This window comes from Mesorhizobium sp. M0077 (genome assembly GCF_040322955.1).
Taxonomy (GTDB): domain Bacteria; phylum Pseudomonadota; class Alphaproteobacteria; order Rhizobiales; family Rhizobiaceae; genus Mesorhizobium.
Genome location: NZ_JAMYUL010000004.1, coordinates 395,333 through 410,879 on the forward strand (window position 1 = coordinate 395,333; position 15,547 = coordinate 410,879).

A 15,547-nucleotide genomic window follows, 5' to 3' on the forward strand; every position below is an offset into this window, starting at 1 on the left:
CCTGAACCGATCTACTGACGTGCGGCAATGGCAGCGGCCGCGCCCACCATGAAGCCGGCGGCGGTGCGGTTCAGCGCCCTCATCGCGCGTGGCGATTTCAGGAACCAGCGCGCCTTGGCGGCCAGCGCAAGATATGGCACCAGCACCACGAAGAGCACAATGACGGTGAGCGCGACCAGGATGCCGTAGTCGGCGAGCGTGATGGTCTTCAGGTCGACGATGGTCGGCGTGATGGCGAGGTAGAAGATCATCGTTTTCGGGTTGCCCAGCGTGACGGTGAGGCCGGCAAGGAAGCTCGATACCAGGCCGCCCTTGCCTTTCCTGGCCTCGACAGTCTCGGGCGTGATCCCGGCCGTCCAGAAACGCCAGCCGAGGAAGGCGAGATAGGAGACGCCCAGCCATTTGATGGCGAGAAACACCATGCCGAAGCTTTGCGCGACAAAGGCAAGGCCGAGCACCACCGCGGTGAGATAAATGAGGTCGCCGAGCATCAGGCCGAACGACATCGCCAGCGATGAGCGGAAGCCGGATCCGAGCGCCCGCGCCACAAGCGCGGTGACGCCGGGCCCGGGAATGGCGGCGGCGATGCCCAGCGCAGCACTATAGGCAAGGAAGCCGGTGAGGGTCATGACGGTCGCACCTCGTGAAACGACTCTGATGCCATGAAAGCCTGCAACGGCAAAACGGATTCGATTGCGCCAAGCAGGACATGAAAGCCGGTCATCCTCGCCTGAAAGCGAGAGATGGTTCACTTACGCCCCGAAGGCGGTCGGCTATCTCGCATGGTCCGAACGGCAGGAGCACCCATGTTAGCCAAAAGACTTCACATCCAGCTCATGAAGTGGATGCCCAACAACTATTCCGAAGCACGCGGTCACGTCCACGAGCTGGAATGGTATCTGTGGTTCGAGGGGCGTCAGGCTTTCAGCCTGTTCGACAAGGGCGATAGCGATGTCGTTCCGCAGACTGGATATTTTACCGACAGCCGGAACCCTGGCGCCTACCCCGTTCGTCCGATGATCTATCCGCTGGTCGTCAACAACCGCTTCAAGGTGCGGCTGGTGGCGATCGAGCGTGACGGACCGCAAAAGATAGACCCCGACGACACCGCCAAAGGCGAATTCTACATCGACCTCGACACCAAATATCCGCCGGTCTCGGACTGGCGCATCATTGCTGCCGATCCGCGCAATACCGACCTCAACGTGGAAGCGTCGTTCCAGCTGCAATGGTTGGATTATGTCGATACCGCCGAGATTGCCGAGGATGGCCCGCCACGCATCATCGACAAGTCCAATTATCCCTATCCCTGGGGCGCCAATGTGATGGTGTTCGAGCACTGGCTCGGGCTTGGCCGCAAGGCGCCGCTCAAACTCATCGACCCGAACCGCGCATCGCGCCGCGAATACTGGATGATCAATGGCAATGCGGCCCGGCGCATGGTGCAGGACCTCTATCGCTTCCACATCAACCAACTGGGCGTCGCCAACGACACCATCAGCAGTGTTTACGTGCCGAAGCTCAATGCCGGCCACGTCACGGTGACGCTTTACGAGCACGATTTCAGCGACAGCCGCTTCGCGCAAGGGGCGAAGAAGTCCTTCGGCTCGGTCGGGCTCTTCAATCTCAGGGATACCGGTTTCGATGACCGCGTCTCATCGGCCGAGGTGATCCATACCTATCCCAAGGTGATCCATCGGGACGTGCATTAGGGCCGGATTGCGCTGTTCGCCGGCTCAGGATGGGCCATCGACATGGGTGATGCGCCAGATGGTGCCGTTGCCATCCTCGGTGACGATAAGCGCGCCGTCCCTGGCCACCGCGACGCCGACCGGCCGGCCCCAGACGGCGTCGTCGGAGAGGACGAAGCCGGTGATGAAATCCTGGTACTCGCCGGTCGGCTTGCCGTCGCTGAATCTCAGCCGCACCACCTTGTAGCCGGTCCTCATACCACGGTTCCAGGAGCCGTGCAGGGCGACGAAGGCGTCACCCTTGTACTCTGCCGGGAAATTGCCGCCGTCATAGAAGGCGATGTTGAGCGGCGCCGAATGCGCCTGCATCAGCACGTCGGGCACGGTGACCGAGCCGGCGAGGTCTGGGCGCGCGCCCTCGTGACGCGGGTCCTCGTTGGCGCCGATATAATACCAGGGCCAGCCATAGAAGGCGCCGTCCTTGACTGAGGTGGCATATTCGAACGGCACATCGTCGCCGAGACCGTCGCGCTCGTTGACGACACACCACAGCGCGCCGGTGGCCGGCTGCACGGTCATGCCCGAGCAATTGCGCAGGCCGGTAGCGAGGATGCGGCCATTCTTGCCGTCGGGGCCGAAGGCCAGCACGTCGGCACGGCCATCCTCGGAACCCCAGGTGGCGCCGAGTGGCTGTGATTTTGCCCAGGCGTCAAGGCCGCCCTTCGGTGCCTTCTGCATGCCCTCCGCGACGTTCGATCCGGAGCCGACCGAGAGATACAGCGTCTTCCCGTCCGGCGAGAAGGCGATATCGCGGGTCCAGTGGCCGCCGGTAGGGATGTCGGAGACAATCGTCTCCGGTTCGCCGGAGGCTTTAAGGTCGCCGTCGCGATAGGCGTAGCGGACCACGCTGTCGTTGTTCGCGACATAGACCCATTGCGGCTTGTCGCCAGGCGGGTAGAAGGCGATGCCATAGGGCTGGTTGAGATTGTCGGCAAAAATGCCCTCTTCGGCCGGCTTCGCGCTACCCTTGGCCAGCCGATAGACGCGGATCTGGTTGGCGTCACTGTCGGCGACGAACAGGTCGCCGTTCGGCGCCACGCGCACGACCCGCGGATTGGAAATGCCGGAAGCAACCAGTTCGGCCGAAAACCCAGGCAGCAGGACGGGCTTCGCGCCCTCGGGTCGATCGCCAAGGCCGGCGCTGTTGGAGGCGGATCCGGTGATGTTGGGCTTTTGCAGATCATCCGGCTTGATCAGCCGGCGCACACCTGGCTTGTCGGCCGTCCAGTCGCCGAAAGCGTCTTTGCCGGTCAGCAGCGGTTGATCGGCCTCCTGGGCGAAGGCGCTGGTGGCCAGAAGCAGGGCAAGCCCTGCCAAGCCGGCAATCCGGATCATGCTGTTCTCCTCGAACTCGCGCCGGTCGGCGCGTCATGCACAAGGGAGATATTGTGCGGCCGCCGCAAAAGAGAAGCGTGCGCGCGCGCAGATTCGACGAGAGAACCGCTCAACTTTCCTCTTCGACGTCGAGATCGTCGTCGAGACGCTTTTCCAATGCGACGAGATCTTCCGGCAGCGGCAAGCCCATGGCGCGCATTTCGCGCAGTTTTTCGCGCAGCTGCTCCTGGATTTCGTGCTCGTCCTCCGGCTGGTTGACCATTTCTTCGAGCAGCATGCTGATCTGGGCCTTGAACGATTCAAGCGCCATTCTGCGCCCTCCTTTACGGTGATCCCGGCTTCGGAATTATCTTAACATCCGGGTAATCAATTGGGCCGTGTAGTCGACCATCGGCACGATGCGGGCATAATTCAGCCTGGTCGGGCCGATGACACCGAGCGCGCCGACGACGCGGGCGTCCTTGTCGCGGTAGGGCGCCACGACCAGCGACGAGCCGGACAGCGAAAACAGCTTGTTTTCCGAGCCGATGAAGATCCGCACGCCGGGGCCGTCCTCGGCGAGGTCGAGCAGCTGGATCAGCCCGTCCTGCGTCTCCAGATCCTCGAACAGGTGGCGCAGCAATTCGATATCGGCCTGGGCGGTGACGTTTTCGAGTAAATTGGCGCGGCCGCGCACGATAAGGCGCGCCGGCAGGCCGCTGTCGGCGCCGGCCCACACCGCCAGGCCTTTCTCGACCAGGTCCTGCGACAACGTGTCCAGCGCTGCCCTGGTCTCGTCCTTGATGCGGGCGATCTCGATGCGCGCCTCGGCGAGCGTGCGGCCCCTGATATGGGCGTTGAGGAAGTTGGAGGCCTCGTGCAGCTGCGAGACGGTGATGCCGGCCGGCAGGTCGACGACGCGGTTCTCGACATCGCCATTCTGCGACACCATCACCGCCAGCGCCTTGGTCGGCTCGAGCTGGATGAACTCGATGTGCTTCAGCGCCACCTCGTTCTTGGTGGCGAGCACCAGGCCGGCGCCGCGCGACATGCCCGACAGCATCTGGCTGGCCTCGGTCAGCATGTGTTCCAGCGTCGCGCCCGAGCCGGAGGCGCGCACCTGCGCCTCGATGACCCGGCGTTCCTCGTCGGAGAGATCGCCAAGCTCCATGAAGGCATCGACGAAGAAGCGCAGGCCGGTCTGGGTCGGCAGGCGCCCGGCCGAGATATGCGGGGCATAGATCAGGCCGAGATGTTCGAGGTCGCTCATCACATTGCGGATGGTGGCCGGCGACAGCGACGACGGCAGGATGCGCGACAGGCTACGCGATCCCACAGGCTCACCGTCCTTCAAATAGGATTCGACGATGCGCCTAAAAATGTCGCGCGAACGCATGTCGAGCGATTGCAGCGCGGGCGCCAGCAGACTGGGTTCGGTGACTGCCTTGGTCATTCGAGCCAAAAACCTCCGGCTCAAGGATATAGACTTCCATCGCCCCCGCGCAACCCGGCGTCTGTGCCAGATCGCCCGGCCTTTTCCTTTGCGCCATGGGCTGCATGCGTCTACAAGCCGCCGACGCAACCGTAAAAGAACAGAAAGAGGCCTCGATGCGCCCTTCTAAACGCCAAGCCGACGAAATGCGCGCCATCTCCTTCGAGCGCGGCGTCTCCAAACACGCGGAAGGCTCGTGCCTGGTGAAATTCGGCGACACGCATGTGTTGTGCACGGCGAGCCTGGAGGAAAAGGTGCCGGGCTGGATGCGCAATTCCGGCAAGGGCTGGGTGACGGCCGAATACGGCATGCTGCCGCGTTCGACCGGCGAGCGCATGCGCCGTGAAGCCTCGGCCGGCAAGCAAGGCGGCCGCACGCTCGAAATCCAGCGGCTGATCGGCCGCTCCTTGCGCGCCGTTGTCGACCTGCAGGCACTGGGCGAACAGCAGATCACCGTCGACTGCGACGTCATCCAGGCCGATGGCGGCACCCGCACGGCCTCGATCACCGGCGGCTGGGTGGCGCTCTACGATTGCCTGCGCTGGATGGAAGCGCGGCAGATGGCCAGTGTTGCCAAGGTGCTGAAGGACCATGTCGCGGCAATTTCCTGCGGCATCCACGACGCCAAGCCGGTCATCGACCTCGACTATATCGAGGATTCGTCTGCCGGCACCGACGCCAATTTCGTCATGACCGGCAAGGGCGGCATCGTCGAGATCCAGGGCACCGCCGAGGGCGAGCCGTTCTCGGAAGGTCAGTTCGCGGAGCTGATGGGGTTGGCCAAGAAGGGCATTCAGCGGCTGGTGAGCTTGCAGCAGATGGCTGTGGCCTGATTGAATTTAACGTGATGACGTCGGCGATCCTTCACACCCCCCTCTGGCCTGCCGGCCATCTCCCCCGCAAGGGGGGAGATCAGAGGTCGCTACCGTTTTCGCCAACCATCAACGTTGAGACGCCGCCAGCGGAACTGCCAATCTCCCCCCTTGCGGGGGAGATGCCCGGCAGGCCAGAGGGGGGTGCCTGATGCAACCCTCCGCTATTCTTGAGTCAGCGCTTTACGTCACGGATCTCGCCGCTGCCGAAGCCTTCTACTCCAACGTCCTCGGCCTCCCTCTCCTCGGCAAGGTCGACGGCCGCCATCTCTTCTTCCGCTGCGGCCCGGGCGTGCTGCTGGTCTTCAACGCCGAAGCCACCAAAATCCCGCCGGCGCCCGATGCGCGGCTGAAAGTGCCGCCACATGGCACGGTCGGCGAGGGCCATCTCTGCTTTGCCGCAAGTGCGGATGAACTCGCACAGTGGAAGGCGCAACTTGAGGCGAAAAACATCGCCATCGAAAGCGAATTCGAATGGCCGCAGGGCGGGCGCTCGATCTACATACGCGACCCCTCGGGCAATTCGATCGAATTCGCCGAGCCAAGGATCTGGGGCCTTTGATGCATTCTCTCGATGGAAAGAAGATCGTCGTTGCCAGCCACAATGAAGGCAAGCTGCGCGAATTCGCCGACTTGATGGGTCCGTTCGGCTTCGAGGCGAAGTCGGCAAAGGACTACGGCCTGCCGGAACCGGAGGAGACCGGCACCACCTTCGAGGAAAACGCCTACATCAAGGCCTTCGCCGCGGCTAAGGCGACCGGCCTGCCGGCGCTGTCGGACGATTCGGGCCTGTGCGTCGACGCGCTCGACGGCGCTCCCGGCGTCTACACCGCCAATTGGGCCGAAGCTCCCGATGGCAGCCGCGACTTCGGCATGGCCATGCAGCGCACCGAAGTGGCCTTGCAGGAGGTCGGCGCCGCCGAGCCAGCGCAGCGCAAGGGGCGGTTCGTCGCCGTCATCTGCCTGGCCTTCCCCAATGGCGAGGCTGAATATTATCGCGGCGAAGCTGAGGGAACGCTGGTGTGGCCGCCGCGCGGCGAACTCGGCTTCGGCTACGACCCGGTGTTTTTGCCCGACGGTTTCGACAAGACGTTCGGCGAGATGAGCGCTGAGGAAAAACACGGCTGGAAGCCCGGTCAGCCGACGGCGCTGTCGCACCGCGCCCGCGCCTTCCAGAAATTCGCCCGCGCCAGGTTAGGCTCAGCTTAATGTCGCTGGACCGCAGCCCGGGCTTCGGCGTCTACATCCATTGGCCGTTCTGCGCGGCCAAATGCCCGTATTGCGACTTCAACAGCCATGTCCGTCACCAGCCGGTCGACCAGGAGCGCTTTGCCCGCGCCTTCGAGACCGAGCTGAAGACGATGCGCGAGCGGACCGGGGCGCGCGAGGTAACTAGTATCTTTCTCGGCGGCGGCACACCGTCGCTGATGCAGCCGCAGACGGTGGCGGCGGTGCTGGACGCCGTGGCGAAGAACTGGACGGTGCCCGACGGCATCGAGGTGACGCTGGAGGCCAATCCATCCTCGGTCGAGGCCGAGCGCTTTCGCGGCTACCGCGCCGCCGGCGTCAACCGCGTCTCGCTCGGCGTGCAGGCGTTGAACGACAAGGATCTGCGCTTTCTCGGCCGACTGCACAATGTCGACGAGGCGCTGCATGCCATCGGGCTGGCACGCGAAATCTTTCCGCGCCTCTCCTTCGACCTGATCTACGCCCGCCCCGGCCAGACGCTGGACGACTGGCAGGCGGAGCTCGAACAGGCGATCGGCCATGCCGCCGACCATCTGTCGCTCTACCAGCTGACCATCGAGGAAGGCACGCCGTTCCATGCGCTGCATGCGGCGCACAAGTTTACCATTCCCGACAATGACCGGGCCGCCGATCTCTATGCGCTGACTCAGGAGGTCACCGCAGCGCATGGCCTGCCGGCCTATGAGATTTCCAACCACGCCAGGCCGGGCGCCGAGAGCCGGCACAATCTGACCTATTGGCGGTATGGCGAATATGTCGGCGTCGGACCGGGCGCGCATGGCCGCTTCATCGAAAACGGCCAGCGCATCGTGACGATCGCCGAGCGGATGCCGGAGACCTGGGCCGGTCTTGTCGAGGCCAAAGGCCATGGCGTCACCGGCGGCGAGGTCTTGACACGCTCGGAGGAGGCCGACGAGTTCCTGCTGATGGGGCTGAGGCTGGCCGAAGGCATCGACCTTTCCCGCTACGAGGCGTTTTCCGGGCGCGGCCTGTCGAGCGCCCGGCTGGCCGTGCTGCAGGATGAGGGGCTGGTGGCGCCGATCGGCAATGCCAGGCTACGCGCCACGCCAGCCGGCATGATCGTGCTCGATGCCGTGGTGGCGGATTTGGCGCGGTGAGCCCACAGGGCAAATGGCCGGGCTGTTGGACGATTTATCGGCTTGAGCAAGGATGTTAGAAAGTCGACTTGTTGAACCGCTGGCGTGCCAGCGCCGCATCCGAGGTGACTCCTGCGATGACGTTCCTGATCCACGAGACCTTGATGACATTGAACACGGATGATGTGTTCGAGTTTGGATTGACCGAAATCTTGAGATCTCCAGAGCAAGACGACCTCTTTGAGGCTCAGGCGATTTTCATCAGGAACGCAACGGTCACATCGAAACTAAAATTGACCCACTTGAGCGAATTCAGCGTTGTCCTCAGTTTCATAACATATATTGGAAATAAGCTTCGCGGAATCGCCAAGGATGAGTTGCTCGAGTTTGATCTGAATGGACTCACATTTGATCAGTACATCCCTCTCAGCAAAAATCTGCGTAAGATCTGGGATGAGTAGTCGGTGAAGAACGTCCTGTTCGTCTGCAGCCAGAACCGCTTGCGCAGCCCGACCGCCGAGCAGGTGTTCTCCAAACGTAGGGATATCGAGGTCGAGTCGGCCGGCACCAATCACGATGCAGACACGCCGCTGACGCATGAACTGGTCGCCTGGGCCGACATCGTCTTCGTGATGGAAAAAGCGCACCGCACCAAGCTGCAGAAGAATTCAAGGAGAGCCTGAAGAAGGCCCGCGTCATCTGCCTCGACATCCCGGATGACTACGGATCCATGGATCCGGAGTTGATCGACCTTCTGAAGGCACGGGCTTCGCGATATCTCGATTGAACTATGGGGGCTTCGCAACCACGCGTTCGTCATCCTCGAGTCTGCGCCGCGTCGCTTCGCTCCTTGCTCGCCCGTGATGACGAAGTGAGGGTGGTCCTCGCCAATCGCGAAGGTCAAGCGTCGTGCTTGAAGCGGCGCTTGCCGCGGTGTTTCTCGGCATGCGCCTCTCCGGTCCGGGCCGGCTTGGCGTCGCTCTTGTCCCGGCGGACGCTGTTCTGGTCGTTCATCGGATGCGGCGGCGCGCCTTCGCGGGCGCTCTTCGTTTCAAGACGGGTGATGAAGATATCGAAACGATTGGGCATCGTACGGTCAGTGCTCCGTCGTGCTGTCCGGTTTGTTGTCCGAAAGCCTGACATTCGTCGGCAAGGCGGTGGCCGTCCGACTGGCCAGGCCGGTGTCGCTTTCGGCGAGCGCACGCTTGCCCTTTCGCGCAGTGAAGCGCTTGCGCTCGGCATAATAGGGCTCGAAAACGTCCTGCAATTCCAGGCTGTCCATCCTGTCCTCCTCCTCAAGAGACTCAGGTATTCAATCCGCCAGCCACGCTTTCGTTCCCCACTGTGGCAAAGACATGGCCGCCGGGTTACATCGGCGTCAGGTTTGGCCCGACGTTCGGGAGTTTTGCAACCCGGCGCGCGCCATGCCAAACAGGGCGAAATGGAGAGACCCGGTGACCGGCGAGAAACGCAGCTATGTGATCGGGCAGACCGAGATCGCAGTCCGGCCGCTGGCGCCGGCGCTGTATCTGGTGGCGACGCCGATCGGCAATCTCTCCGACATCACGCTGCGCGCGCTGGAAACGCTGGCGGCCGCCGACGTCGTCGCCTGCGAGGACACCCGCGTCTCGCGCGTGCTGCTCGACCGCTACGGCATCCGCCGCCGCACCACGGCCTATCATGAACACAATGCCGGCGAGGCCGGACCGAAGCTGATCGCGGCACTCGAGGCCGGGCAGAGCGTGGCGCTAATTTCGGATGCCGGCACGCCGCTGATCTCCGACCCAGGCTACCGGCTGGTCGGCGAAGCGCTGGAGCGCGGCCTGCGCGTGGTGCCGATCCCCGGCCCATCGGCGCCGCTGGCGGCGCTGACGGCGTCGGGCCTGCCGTCCGACGCCTTCCTGTTTGCCGGGTTTCTGCCGGTGAAATCTGGGCAGCGGCTGACAAAGCTCGAAACGTTCAGGGCGGTGCCGGCAACGCTGATCTTCTTCGAGTCGCCGCGTCGGCTGGCCGAAACGCTGGTCGCCATGGTCGAGGCGTTGGGCGGCGCGCGCAAGGCCGCCATCGGCCGCGAGCTGACCAAGACTTTTGAAGAGATGCGGACGGGAACGCTGCAGGCGCTGGCCGACCACTATGCGGCGGCTGACACGCCGAAGGGCGAGATCGTCATCTGCGTCGGGCCCGCCGAGATCAAGCCCGACCAACCCGCCGACATCGACAGGCTGCTGCTGTCGCTGGCCGCCGAAATGCCGGCGTCCAAGGCGGCGGCGGAGGCGGCGAAGATGACTGGCGGGCAGAAGCAGGCGCTTTACCGGCGGCTGCTGGAACTCAGGGATGCGGTTGGAGAAGGCGAAGGTGGCTGAGCGCCCGGCCGCCAGCCGCCAAAAAGCCTATCGGCGCGGCCATCGCGGCGAGTGGCTGGCGGCAGCGGCGCTGATGCTGAAAGGTTATCGCATCCTCGCCCGCCGGCATCGCACCCGCTTCGGCGAGATCGACCTGATCGCCAGGCGCGGCGACCTGGTGCTGTTCGTCGAAGTCAAGGCGCGGCGCACGCTGATGGAAGCGATGGAGGCGATCGGCCACCAATCGGAGCGCCGCATCGAAGGCGCCGCCGACATCTGGCTGTCGCGGCAGCCGGACTACGGCAGATTGTCAATGCGCTTCGACATGATCGCGGTGCTGCCCTGGCGCTGGCCGGTGCATGTCGAGAACGCGTTTTATGGGAGGAGTTAGCGGCCTTTACCCTCCCCCTTGTGGGGAGGGTCGGTGAGCAAGCAACGCGACTCGTCGATGGCGAAACGGGGCGGGGGTGTGGCGCCCCCACCCCGATCCGCTTTGCGGATCGACTGACCGGGGCGAGCCGCCTGTCTCGCCCGTCCTTCGGACCCCCACAAGGGGGAGGGTAAAGCTCACCCCCAAATGAAAAGCGCCACCAACCCAACCGCTCCCACCACCAGGCGCCACCAGCCGAACAGCGAATAGCCGTTGCGCGAGACGTAATCGAGCAGGAAGCGGACGACGATCAGCGCGGTAAGGAAGGCGGCGATGAAGCCGATAGCGATGATCGGCAGGTCGGCGCTGCTCAGCACGTTGCGGTTCTTGAACAGATCGAAGGCGAAGGCGCCGACCATGGTCGGGATGGCGAGGAAGAAGGAGAATTCCGCCGCCGCGCGCTTGTCGACGCCCAGCAGCAGCGCGCCGACGATGGTCGAGCCGGAGCGCGACGTGCCGGGGATCAGCGACAGGCACTGGAACAGGCCGATCTGCAGGTAAAGCCTTGTCGGGAAGCGCTCGACGTCACGGTAGACCGGCTGCAGCTTCATGCGGTCGACGACCAAGAGCACGACGCCGCCGATGATCAGCATGATGCAGATCAGCCTTGGCGATTCGAACAGCACCGTCTTGATGAAATCATGCGCCAGCGCGCCGATGATGGCGGCCGGCAGGAAGGCAATCAGGATGCCGATGACGAAATGCCGCGTCAGCCGATCATGCGGCAGGTCGAGCAGCATCTGCCACAGACGGCGGAAATAGACGCTGAGGATCGCCAGGATGGCGCCGAGCTGGATCAGGATCTCGAACGCCTTGCCGGTGGAATGGAAGCCGAGGAAATGGCCGGCGAGCAGGATATGGCCGGTCGAGGAGACCGGGATGAACTCGGTCAGCCCCTCCAGCAGGCCGAGCAGCAGGGCTTCGACGATGGTGTGGCTATCCATGGCAACCTCGGCATTCAAGGGACGGAAGGAAACGGCTGGCAAAAGGGCTTGCTTGTCACGGCGCGGAAGTCCCCCTATAGGTCGCAGCACCGTGACGGCCGCATGACGGGCCGCCAAGACTTACCGGTGCGGACGGCGATTCGCCAGTGCGCCTTAATATCGCGGAATCATGCTGACGCTTTTCCATCACCCGATGTTCGCCACCTGCCGCTTCGTGCGCCTCGCCTTCGGCGAATATGGCGAGGAGCTGGCGCTGATCGAGGAAAAACCGTGGACGCGGCGCAAGGAGTTTTTGGCGCTGAACCCCGCCGGCACCTTGCCTATCCTGCTGGCCGAAGGCGACGTGCCGATCGTCGGCGCCATGGTGATCGCTGAATATCTCGACGAAACACGTGGTGTCCTGAAGCGCGACAAGCGCCTGTTTGCGGAAGACCCGATGCAGCGCGCCGAAATCCGCCGCCTGACCGACTGGTATCTCAACAAGGCCGAGAGCGAAGTGACCCGGCATCTGGTGCGCGAGCGCGTGCTGAAGCCGGTGATGCCGGAAACGGCGGGCGGCGGTTCCCCCGATTCGGCGGCGATCCGCGCGGCGCGCGCCAACATTCGCCAGCACATGAAGTACACCAACTGGCTGGCCGGCACCCGTCATTGGCTGGCCGGCAGCAAGGTCACCTATGCCGACCTGGCGGCAGCGGCGACGCTGTCGGTGCTGGATTATCTCGGCGAGATCGATTGGCGCGAGCATGCCGCGGCGCGCGAATGGTACACGCGGGTGAAATCGCGGCCGTCGTTCCGGCCGCTGCTCTCCGACCGGGTTCGCGGCCTGTCGCCGGTTTCGCATTATGCGGACCTCGACTTCTAGAAGCCAAACCCTGCGCGCGCTGATCGACGCCGAGGCGCGGCGCGCCGGCTTCGATGCGGTTGCCGTCACCACGCCTGACGCGATCCCGCTGGCGCCTGCCAGATTGGCAGAATTCGTCGCCGATGGTTTTCACGGTTCGATGGCGTGGATTGCGGAGACGCTTCAACGCCGCAGCGAGCCTTCGACGCTGTGGCCCGAGGTGCGCTCGATCATCGTGCTGGCAATGAGTTACGGCCCCGACCACGATCCGCGTGCGCTGCAGGCAAGGCGCGATCTCGGCGCGATCTCGGTCTATGCGCAAAACCGCGACTATCACGAGGTGATGAAGGGCCGGCTGAAGGAGATCGCCGGCAAGATCGTCGCGCGGGCCGGCGGCGACGTGAAGGTTTTCGTCGATACGGCGCCCGTGATGGAAAAGCCGCTGGCTGAGGCCGCCGGGCTCGGCTGGCAAGGCAAGCACACCAATCTGGTCAGCCGCGAGCACGGCTCCTGGCTGTTTCTCGGCACCATCTTCACCACGGCGGAGCTCACGCCAGATTCGACCGAGGTAGACCATTGCGGTTCCTGCCGCGCCTGTCTCGACGCCTGCCCGACCGATGCCTTTCCGGCGCCCTATCGGCTCGATGCCAGGCGCTGCATCTCCTACCTGACCATCGAGAACAAGGGGCCGATCCCGCAAGAATTCCGCGAAAAGATCGGCAACCGCATCTATGGCTGCGACGATTGTCTCGCCGCCTGCCCGTGGAACAAGTTCGCCCGCGCCGCCTCGGAGGCCAAGCTCGCCGCGCGCGATGAACTGCGCGAACCGCCGCTGGCGGAACTGTTGCAGCTGGACGACACGGCGTTCCGGACCTTTTTCTCCGGCTCGCCGATCAAGCGCATCGGCCGCGACCGCTTTGTCCGCAATGTGCTGACCGCCGCCGGCAATTCCGGCGATGTTTCGCTGGCCGGCCCGGTGCGCGATCTGCTTGGCGATGCCTCGCCGCTGGTGCGCGGCGCGGCGATCTGGGCGCTGGCGCGGCTGGTGACGGCCGCCGAATTCAACGGGCAGGCGGCGGTCTACTTGAAAACCGAAACCGACACTACAGTGCAGGACGAATGGCTGTCCGCATTGCCAATCGAGGCGCATGCATGAGCGAAAAACAGGTTTTTATCTTCGGCGCCGGCTATTCGGGCAAAGCCTTTGCACGGGCCAATGCGGAGGCGATTACGATCTTCGGCACCACGCGCTCATCGGAAAAATTCGACGCGCTGCGGCAGGTCGGCATCGCGCCGCTGCTGTTCGACGGCGCCCTGACCCCTGAAATCGGCGATGCGCTGGAAAAGACCACCCATCTCGTCGTCTCGGTGGCACCGGAGGAGGCCGGCGACCCTGTGCTTCTCGCCGCGCGCAAGGCGATCGAGGCGATGCCGGCGCTTCGCTGGATCGGCTATCTCTCGACCGTCGGCGTCTATGGCAATTATGACGGTGCCTGGGTCGATGAAACGGCCGAATGCCGGCCGGTGTCGAAACGCTCGTCGATGCGAGTGGCGGCCGAGCGGGGCTGGCTGCAGCTTGGACTCGAGACCGGCAAGCCGGTGGCCATCCTGCGGCTTTCCGGCATTTACGGGCCGGGTCGCAACGCGCTGGTCAATCTGGAAAACGGCACGGCCAGGCGGCTGGTCAAGCCCGACCAGGTGTTCAACCGCATCCATTGCGACGACATCGCCGGCGCGCTCTGGCACCTCATCGGTGGCAATAGAGGCGGCATTTTCAACATCACCGATGACGAGCCGGCGCCGCCGCAGGATGTCGTCACCTATGCCGCTTCGCTGATGGGCGTCGAGCCGCCGCCGGAGATTCCTTTCGAGACCGCCCAACTTTCGCCCATGGCGCGGTCCTTCTATGGCGAGAACAAGCGCGTCGCCAACGCCGCGATCAAGGCAGCGGGCTACCGGTTCCGCTATCCGGACTACCGCCAGGCGTTCGATCGGATGTGGGCCGACGGCAGCTGGCGCGACGGCGAGCCGCGCAGCCCGATGAAGGTAGATAATCGAAACGCGAGCCCGAGGGTGATATGATTCGATTGTGTTGCGGACTTTTGCAGTGGGGTTCATGACGATTTCGATGCGATCCTTGACCGGCAGACGGCCGTTCCTGACGGCGGCGCTGGCGATCGTGGCGCTGGCCGGGCTGGTAGCGGGCGCAATCACGGCCGAGCCACGGGCAAAAGACCTGTTCGGCGCCAAGAAGCTGCCGGCGGTGGCTGCGGCGCAATCCTTCGGCTTCTATTCAAAGGGCTGCTTCACCGGCGGCGTCGCCATTCCGATGGACGGCCAGAACTGGGAGGTGATGCGTCCCTCGCGCAACCGGCGCTGGGGTCATCCAACGATGATTGCGCTGATCGAGAAGCTGTCGCGCGATGCCGCCGCCGACGGCTGGCCGGGGCTTCTGATCGGCGACATTTCGCAGCCGCGCGGCGGCCCGATGCTGACCGGGCACGCCTCGCACCAGATCGGCCTCGACGCCGACATCTGGCTGACGCCGATGCCCGACCGCAAGCTTACGACCCAGGAGCGCGAAAACATCAGCGCCACGCTGATGGTCGACGACAAGACGCATCTGGTGAAGGACAGGCTGTGGAAGCCGATACATACCAAGCTGTTGAAGCGCGCCGCGAGCTATCCGGAAGTCGAGCGCATCCTGGTCAATCCAGGCATCAAGAAGAAGCTGTGCGACACCGTCACCGGCGACCGTACCTGGCTGAGAAAAATCCGGCCGTTCTGGGGCCATGACTATCATTTCCACATCCGCATCGGCTGCCAGCCGGGTTCGCCCAACTGCAAGGGACAGGAAGCGACGCCCGACGATGACGGCTGCGGCAAGCCGCTGGCCTGGTGGTTTACCGAGGAGCCGTGGCGCCCCAACAAGAACCCGGACGCGCCCAAGGCGCGCGACCTGATGACGATGGCGAACCTGCCGAAACAATGCCAGTTCGTGCTCGACCAGCCCGACGCGGACTCGGCGGAAGCCGTCACCTATCGCGGCGGCGGCGTGCCGATCGCCGCCAGGGCGCCGGAACCCGACGCGCCTCCGCCTATTGCGGGCAATGCGGGCGGCTTGCCAAACGCAGCCAACGCCTTCACCGCCACGCCGGAGATCGGCATTCCCCTGCCAAGGCGACGGCCGCCGGCAAACGTCGGACAGTGATGGCG

19 protein-coding genes and 1 pseudogene are annotated in these 15,547 nt (G+C 64.2%); 13 read left to right on the plus strand and 7 right to left on the minus strand.

The annotated features are described in order from the left end of the window. Positions 1-11: 11 nt before the first annotated feature. The gene (locus NKJ57_RS11765) at positions 12-629 is read right to left on the minus strand and encodes a LysE family translocator (protein WP_352510717.1); all 618 of its coding nucleotides are present in this window, start codon (positions 627-629) and stop codon (positions 12-14) included. Between the two features lie 177 nt (positions 630-806). Here NKJ57_RS11765 and NKJ57_RS11770 point away from each other — a divergent pair, with 177 nt between their 5' ends. Continuing rightward, positions 807-1,712, plus strand: a complete 906-nt coding sequence (locus NKJ57_RS11770; protein WP_352510718.1) for a hypothetical protein — start codon at positions 807-809, stop codon at positions 1,710-1,712. A gap of 24 nt (positions 1,713-1,736) precedes the next feature. Here the strand turns inward: NKJ57_RS11770 and NKJ57_RS11775 are convergent, their stop codons facing one another. The 3 genes from NKJ57_RS11775 to hrcA all read right to left on the minus strand — a co-directional run bounded on the left by NKJ57_RS11775 (position 1,737) and on the right by hrcA (position 4,518). Next, the gene (locus NKJ57_RS11775) at positions 1,737-3,086 is read right to left on the minus strand and encodes a PQQ-dependent sugar dehydrogenase (RefSeq protein WP_352510719.1); all 1,350 of its coding nucleotides are present in this window, start codon (positions 3,084-3,086) and stop codon (positions 1,737-1,739) included. Between the two features lie 109 nt (positions 3,087-3,195). Continuing rightward, a complete protein-coding gene (locus NKJ57_RS11780; protein WP_023672050.1) occupies positions 3,196-3,396 on the minus strand; it encodes a hypothetical protein in 201 nt (66 codons plus the stop codon). 36 nt (positions 3,397-3,432) lie between these two features. Continuing rightward, on the minus strand, positions 3,433-4,518 hold the full coding sequence (gene hrcA / locus NKJ57_RS11785) for a heat-inducible transcriptional repressor HrcA (RefSeq protein WP_023681233.1): 1,086 nt from the start codon (positions 4,516-4,518) through the stop codon (positions 3,433-3,435). A 155-nt stretch (positions 4,519-4,673) separates the two neighbouring features. Between hrcA and rph the strand changes: the two genes are divergently transcribed. The 6 genes and pseudogenes from rph to NKJ57_RS11815 all read left to right on the plus strand — a co-directional run bounded on the left by rph (position 4,674) and on the right by NKJ57_RS11815 (position 8,561). Further along, complete coding sequence (gene rph / locus NKJ57_RS11790; RefSeq protein ID WP_023726746.1) at positions 4,674-5,390, plus strand: ribonuclease PH; 717 nt, start codon at positions 4,674-4,676, stop codon at positions 5,388-5,390. 190 nt (positions 5,391-5,580) lie between these two features. Further along, positions 5,581-5,991: a VOC family protein gene (locus tag NKJ57_RS11795; RefSeq protein WP_023698063.1), complete on the plus strand. Its 411-nt coding sequence runs from the start codon at positions 5,581-5,583 to the stop codon at positions 5,989-5,991. Beyond that, positions 5,991-6,638 carry an RdgB/HAM1 family non-canonical purine NTP pyrophosphatase gene (gene rdgB / locus NKJ57_RS11800; RefSeq protein ID WP_023726744.1) on the plus strand — a complete coding sequence of 216 codons (648 nt, stop codon included), beginning with the start codon at positions 5,991-5,993 and terminating at the stop codon, positions 6,636-6,638. The genes NKJ57_RS11795 and rdgB overlap by 1 nt, the downstream gene beginning before the upstream one ends. Then, a complete protein-coding gene (gene hemW, locus NKJ57_RS11805; protein ID WP_023726743.1) occupies positions 6,638-7,795 on the plus strand; it encodes a radical SAM family heme chaperone HemW in 1,158 nt (385 codons plus the stop codon). The genes rdgB and hemW overlap by 1 nt, the downstream gene beginning before the upstream one ends. Before the next feature lie 71 nt (positions 7,796-7,866). Then, positions 7,867-8,235: a hypothetical protein gene (locus NKJ57_RS11810; RefSeq protein ID WP_155923877.1), complete on the plus strand. Its 369-nt coding sequence runs from the start codon at positions 7,867-7,869 to the stop codon at positions 8,233-8,235. Positions 8,236-8,238: 3 nt separating this feature from the next. Beyond that, positions 8,239-8,561, plus strand: a pseudogene (locus tag NKJ57_RS11815) (low molecular weight protein tyrosine phosphatase family protein). A 113-nt stretch (positions 8,562-8,674) separates the two neighbouring features. Here the strand turns inward: NKJ57_RS11815 and NKJ57_RS11820 are convergent. Next, on the minus strand, positions 8,675-8,863 hold the full coding sequence (locus tag NKJ57_RS11820) for a hypothetical protein (RefSeq protein ID WP_023672058.1): 189 nt from the start codon (positions 8,861-8,863) through the stop codon (positions 8,675-8,677). Between the two features lie 7 nt (positions 8,864-8,870). After that, complete coding sequence (locus tag NKJ57_RS11825) at positions 8,871-9,056, minus strand: hypothetical protein (protein WP_023672059.1); 186 nt, start codon at positions 9,054-9,056, stop codon at positions 8,871-8,873. A 172-nt stretch (positions 9,057-9,228) separates the two neighbouring features. Between NKJ57_RS11825 and rsmI the strand changes: the two genes are divergently transcribed. Beyond that, on the plus strand, positions 9,229-10,137 hold the full coding sequence (gene rsmI / locus NKJ57_RS11830) for a 16S rRNA (cytidine(1402)-2'-O)-methyltransferase (RefSeq protein WP_023672060.1): 909 nt from the start codon (positions 9,229-9,231) through the stop codon (positions 10,135-10,137). After that, positions 10,130-10,507: a YraN family protein gene (locus tag NKJ57_RS11835; protein ID WP_023692944.1), complete on the plus strand. Its 378-nt coding sequence runs from the start codon at positions 10,130-10,132 to the stop codon at positions 10,505-10,507. Before rsmI ends, NKJ57_RS11835 begins: the two co-directional genes overlap by 8 nt. A gap of 176 nt (positions 10,508-10,683) precedes the next feature. Here the strand turns inward: NKJ57_RS11835 and NKJ57_RS11840 are convergent, their stop codons facing one another. Beyond that, a complete protein-coding gene (locus tag NKJ57_RS11840) occupies positions 10,684-11,490 on the minus strand; it encodes an undecaprenyl-diphosphate phosphatase (protein WP_023687560.1) in 807 nt (268 codons plus the stop codon). A 169-nt stretch (positions 11,491-11,659) separates the two neighbouring features. Here NKJ57_RS11840 and NKJ57_RS11845 point away from each other — a divergent pair, with 169 nt between their 5' ends. From NKJ57_RS11845 to mepA, 4 genes are read left to right on the plus strand one after another with little or no spacing between them, the layout of a single operon-like run. Continuing rightward, on the plus strand, positions 11,660-12,352 hold the full coding sequence (locus NKJ57_RS11845) for a glutathione S-transferase family protein (protein ID WP_023672063.1): 693 nt from the start codon (positions 11,660-11,662) through the stop codon (positions 12,350-12,352). After that, entirely contained in the window at positions 12,333-13,487 is a 1,155-nt protein-coding gene (queG, locus tag NKJ57_RS11850; protein WP_352510720.1) for a tRNA epoxyqueuosine(34) reductase QueG, read from the plus strand. The genes NKJ57_RS11845 and queG overlap by 20 nt, the downstream gene beginning before the upstream one ends. Further along, positions 13,484-14,413 carry an SDR family oxidoreductase gene (locus tag NKJ57_RS11855; RefSeq protein ID WP_023687563.1) on the plus strand — a complete coding sequence of 310 codons (930 nt, stop codon included), beginning with the start codon at positions 13,484-13,486 and terminating at the stop codon, positions 14,411-14,413. Before queG ends, NKJ57_RS11855 begins: the two co-directional genes overlap by 4 nt. Positions 14,414-14,459: 46 nt before the next feature. Next, complete coding sequence (gene mepA, locus NKJ57_RS11860; RefSeq protein ID WP_373420153.1) at positions 14,460-15,542, plus strand: penicillin-insensitive murein endopeptidase; 1,083 nt, start codon at positions 14,460-14,462, stop codon at positions 15,540-15,542. Positions 15,543-15,547: the final 5 nt, after the last annotated feature.

What these genes read in the sequence shown, in the direction of transcription:
- NKJ57_RS11765 (WP_352510717.1), bottom strand. Translation starts at nt 629, where the DNA reads ATGACCCTCACCGGCTTCCTTGCCTATAGTGCTGCGCTGGGCATCGCC.
- NKJ57_RS11770 (WP_352510718.1), top strand. Translation starts at nt 807, where the DNA reads ATGTTAGCCAAAAGACTTCACATCCAGCTCATGAAGTGGATGCCCAAC.
- NKJ57_RS11775 (WP_352510719.1), bottom strand. Translation starts at nt 3,086, where the DNA reads ATGATCCGGATTGCCGGCTTGGCAGGGCTTGCCCTGCTTCTGGCCACC.
- NKJ57_RS11780 (WP_023672050.1), bottom strand. Translation starts at nt 3,396, where the DNA reads ATGGCGCTTGAATCGTTCAAGGCCCAGATCAGCATGCTGCTCGAAGAA.
- hrcA (WP_023681233.1), bottom strand. Translation starts at nt 4,518, where the DNA reads ATGACCAAGGCAGTCACCGAACCCAGTCTGCTGGCGCCCGCGCTGCAA.
- rph (WP_023726746.1), top strand. Translation starts at nt 4,674, where the DNA reads ATGCGCCCTTCTAAACGCCAAGCCGACGAAATGCGCGCCATCTCCTTC.
- NKJ57_RS11795 (WP_023698063.1), top strand. Translation starts at nt 5,581, where the DNA reads ATGCAACCCTCCGCTATTCTTGAGTCAGCGCTTTACGTCACGGATCTC.
- rdgB (WP_023726744.1), top strand. Translation starts at nt 5,991, where the DNA reads ATGCATTCTCTCGATGGAAAGAAGATCGTCGTTGCCAGCCACAATGAA.
- hemW (WP_023726743.1), top strand. Translation starts at nt 6,638, where the DNA reads ATGTCGCTGGACCGCAGCCCGGGCTTCGGCGTCTACATCCATTGGCCG.
- NKJ57_RS11820 (WP_023672058.1), bottom strand. Translation starts at nt 8,863, where the DNA reads ATGCCCAATCGTTTCGATATCTTCATCACCCGTCTTGAAACGAAGAGC.
- NKJ57_RS11825 (WP_023672059.1), bottom strand. Translation starts at nt 9,056, where the DNA reads ATGGACAGCCTGGAATTGCAGGACGTTTTCGAGCCCTATTATGCCGAG.
- NKJ57_RS11840 (WP_023687560.1), bottom strand. Translation starts at nt 11,490, where the DNA reads ATGGATAGCCACACCATCGTCGAAGCCCTGCTGCTCGGCCTGCTGGAG.
- NKJ57_RS11845 (WP_023672063.1), top strand. Translation starts at nt 11,660, where the DNA reads ATGCTGACGCTTTTCCATCACCCGATGTTCGCCACCTGCCGCTTCGTG.
- queG (WP_352510720.1), top strand. Translation starts at nt 12,333, where the DNA reads ATGCGGACCTCGACTTCTAGAAGCCAAACCCTGCGCGCGCTGATCGAC.
- NKJ57_RS11855 (WP_023687563.1), top strand. Translation starts at nt 13,484, where the DNA reads ATGAGCGAAAAACAGGTTTTTATCTTCGGCGCCGGCTATTCGGGCAAA.
- mepA (WP_373420153.1), top strand. Translation starts at nt 14,460, where the DNA reads ATGCGATCCTTGACCGGCAGACGGCCGTTCCTGACGGCGGCGCTGGCG.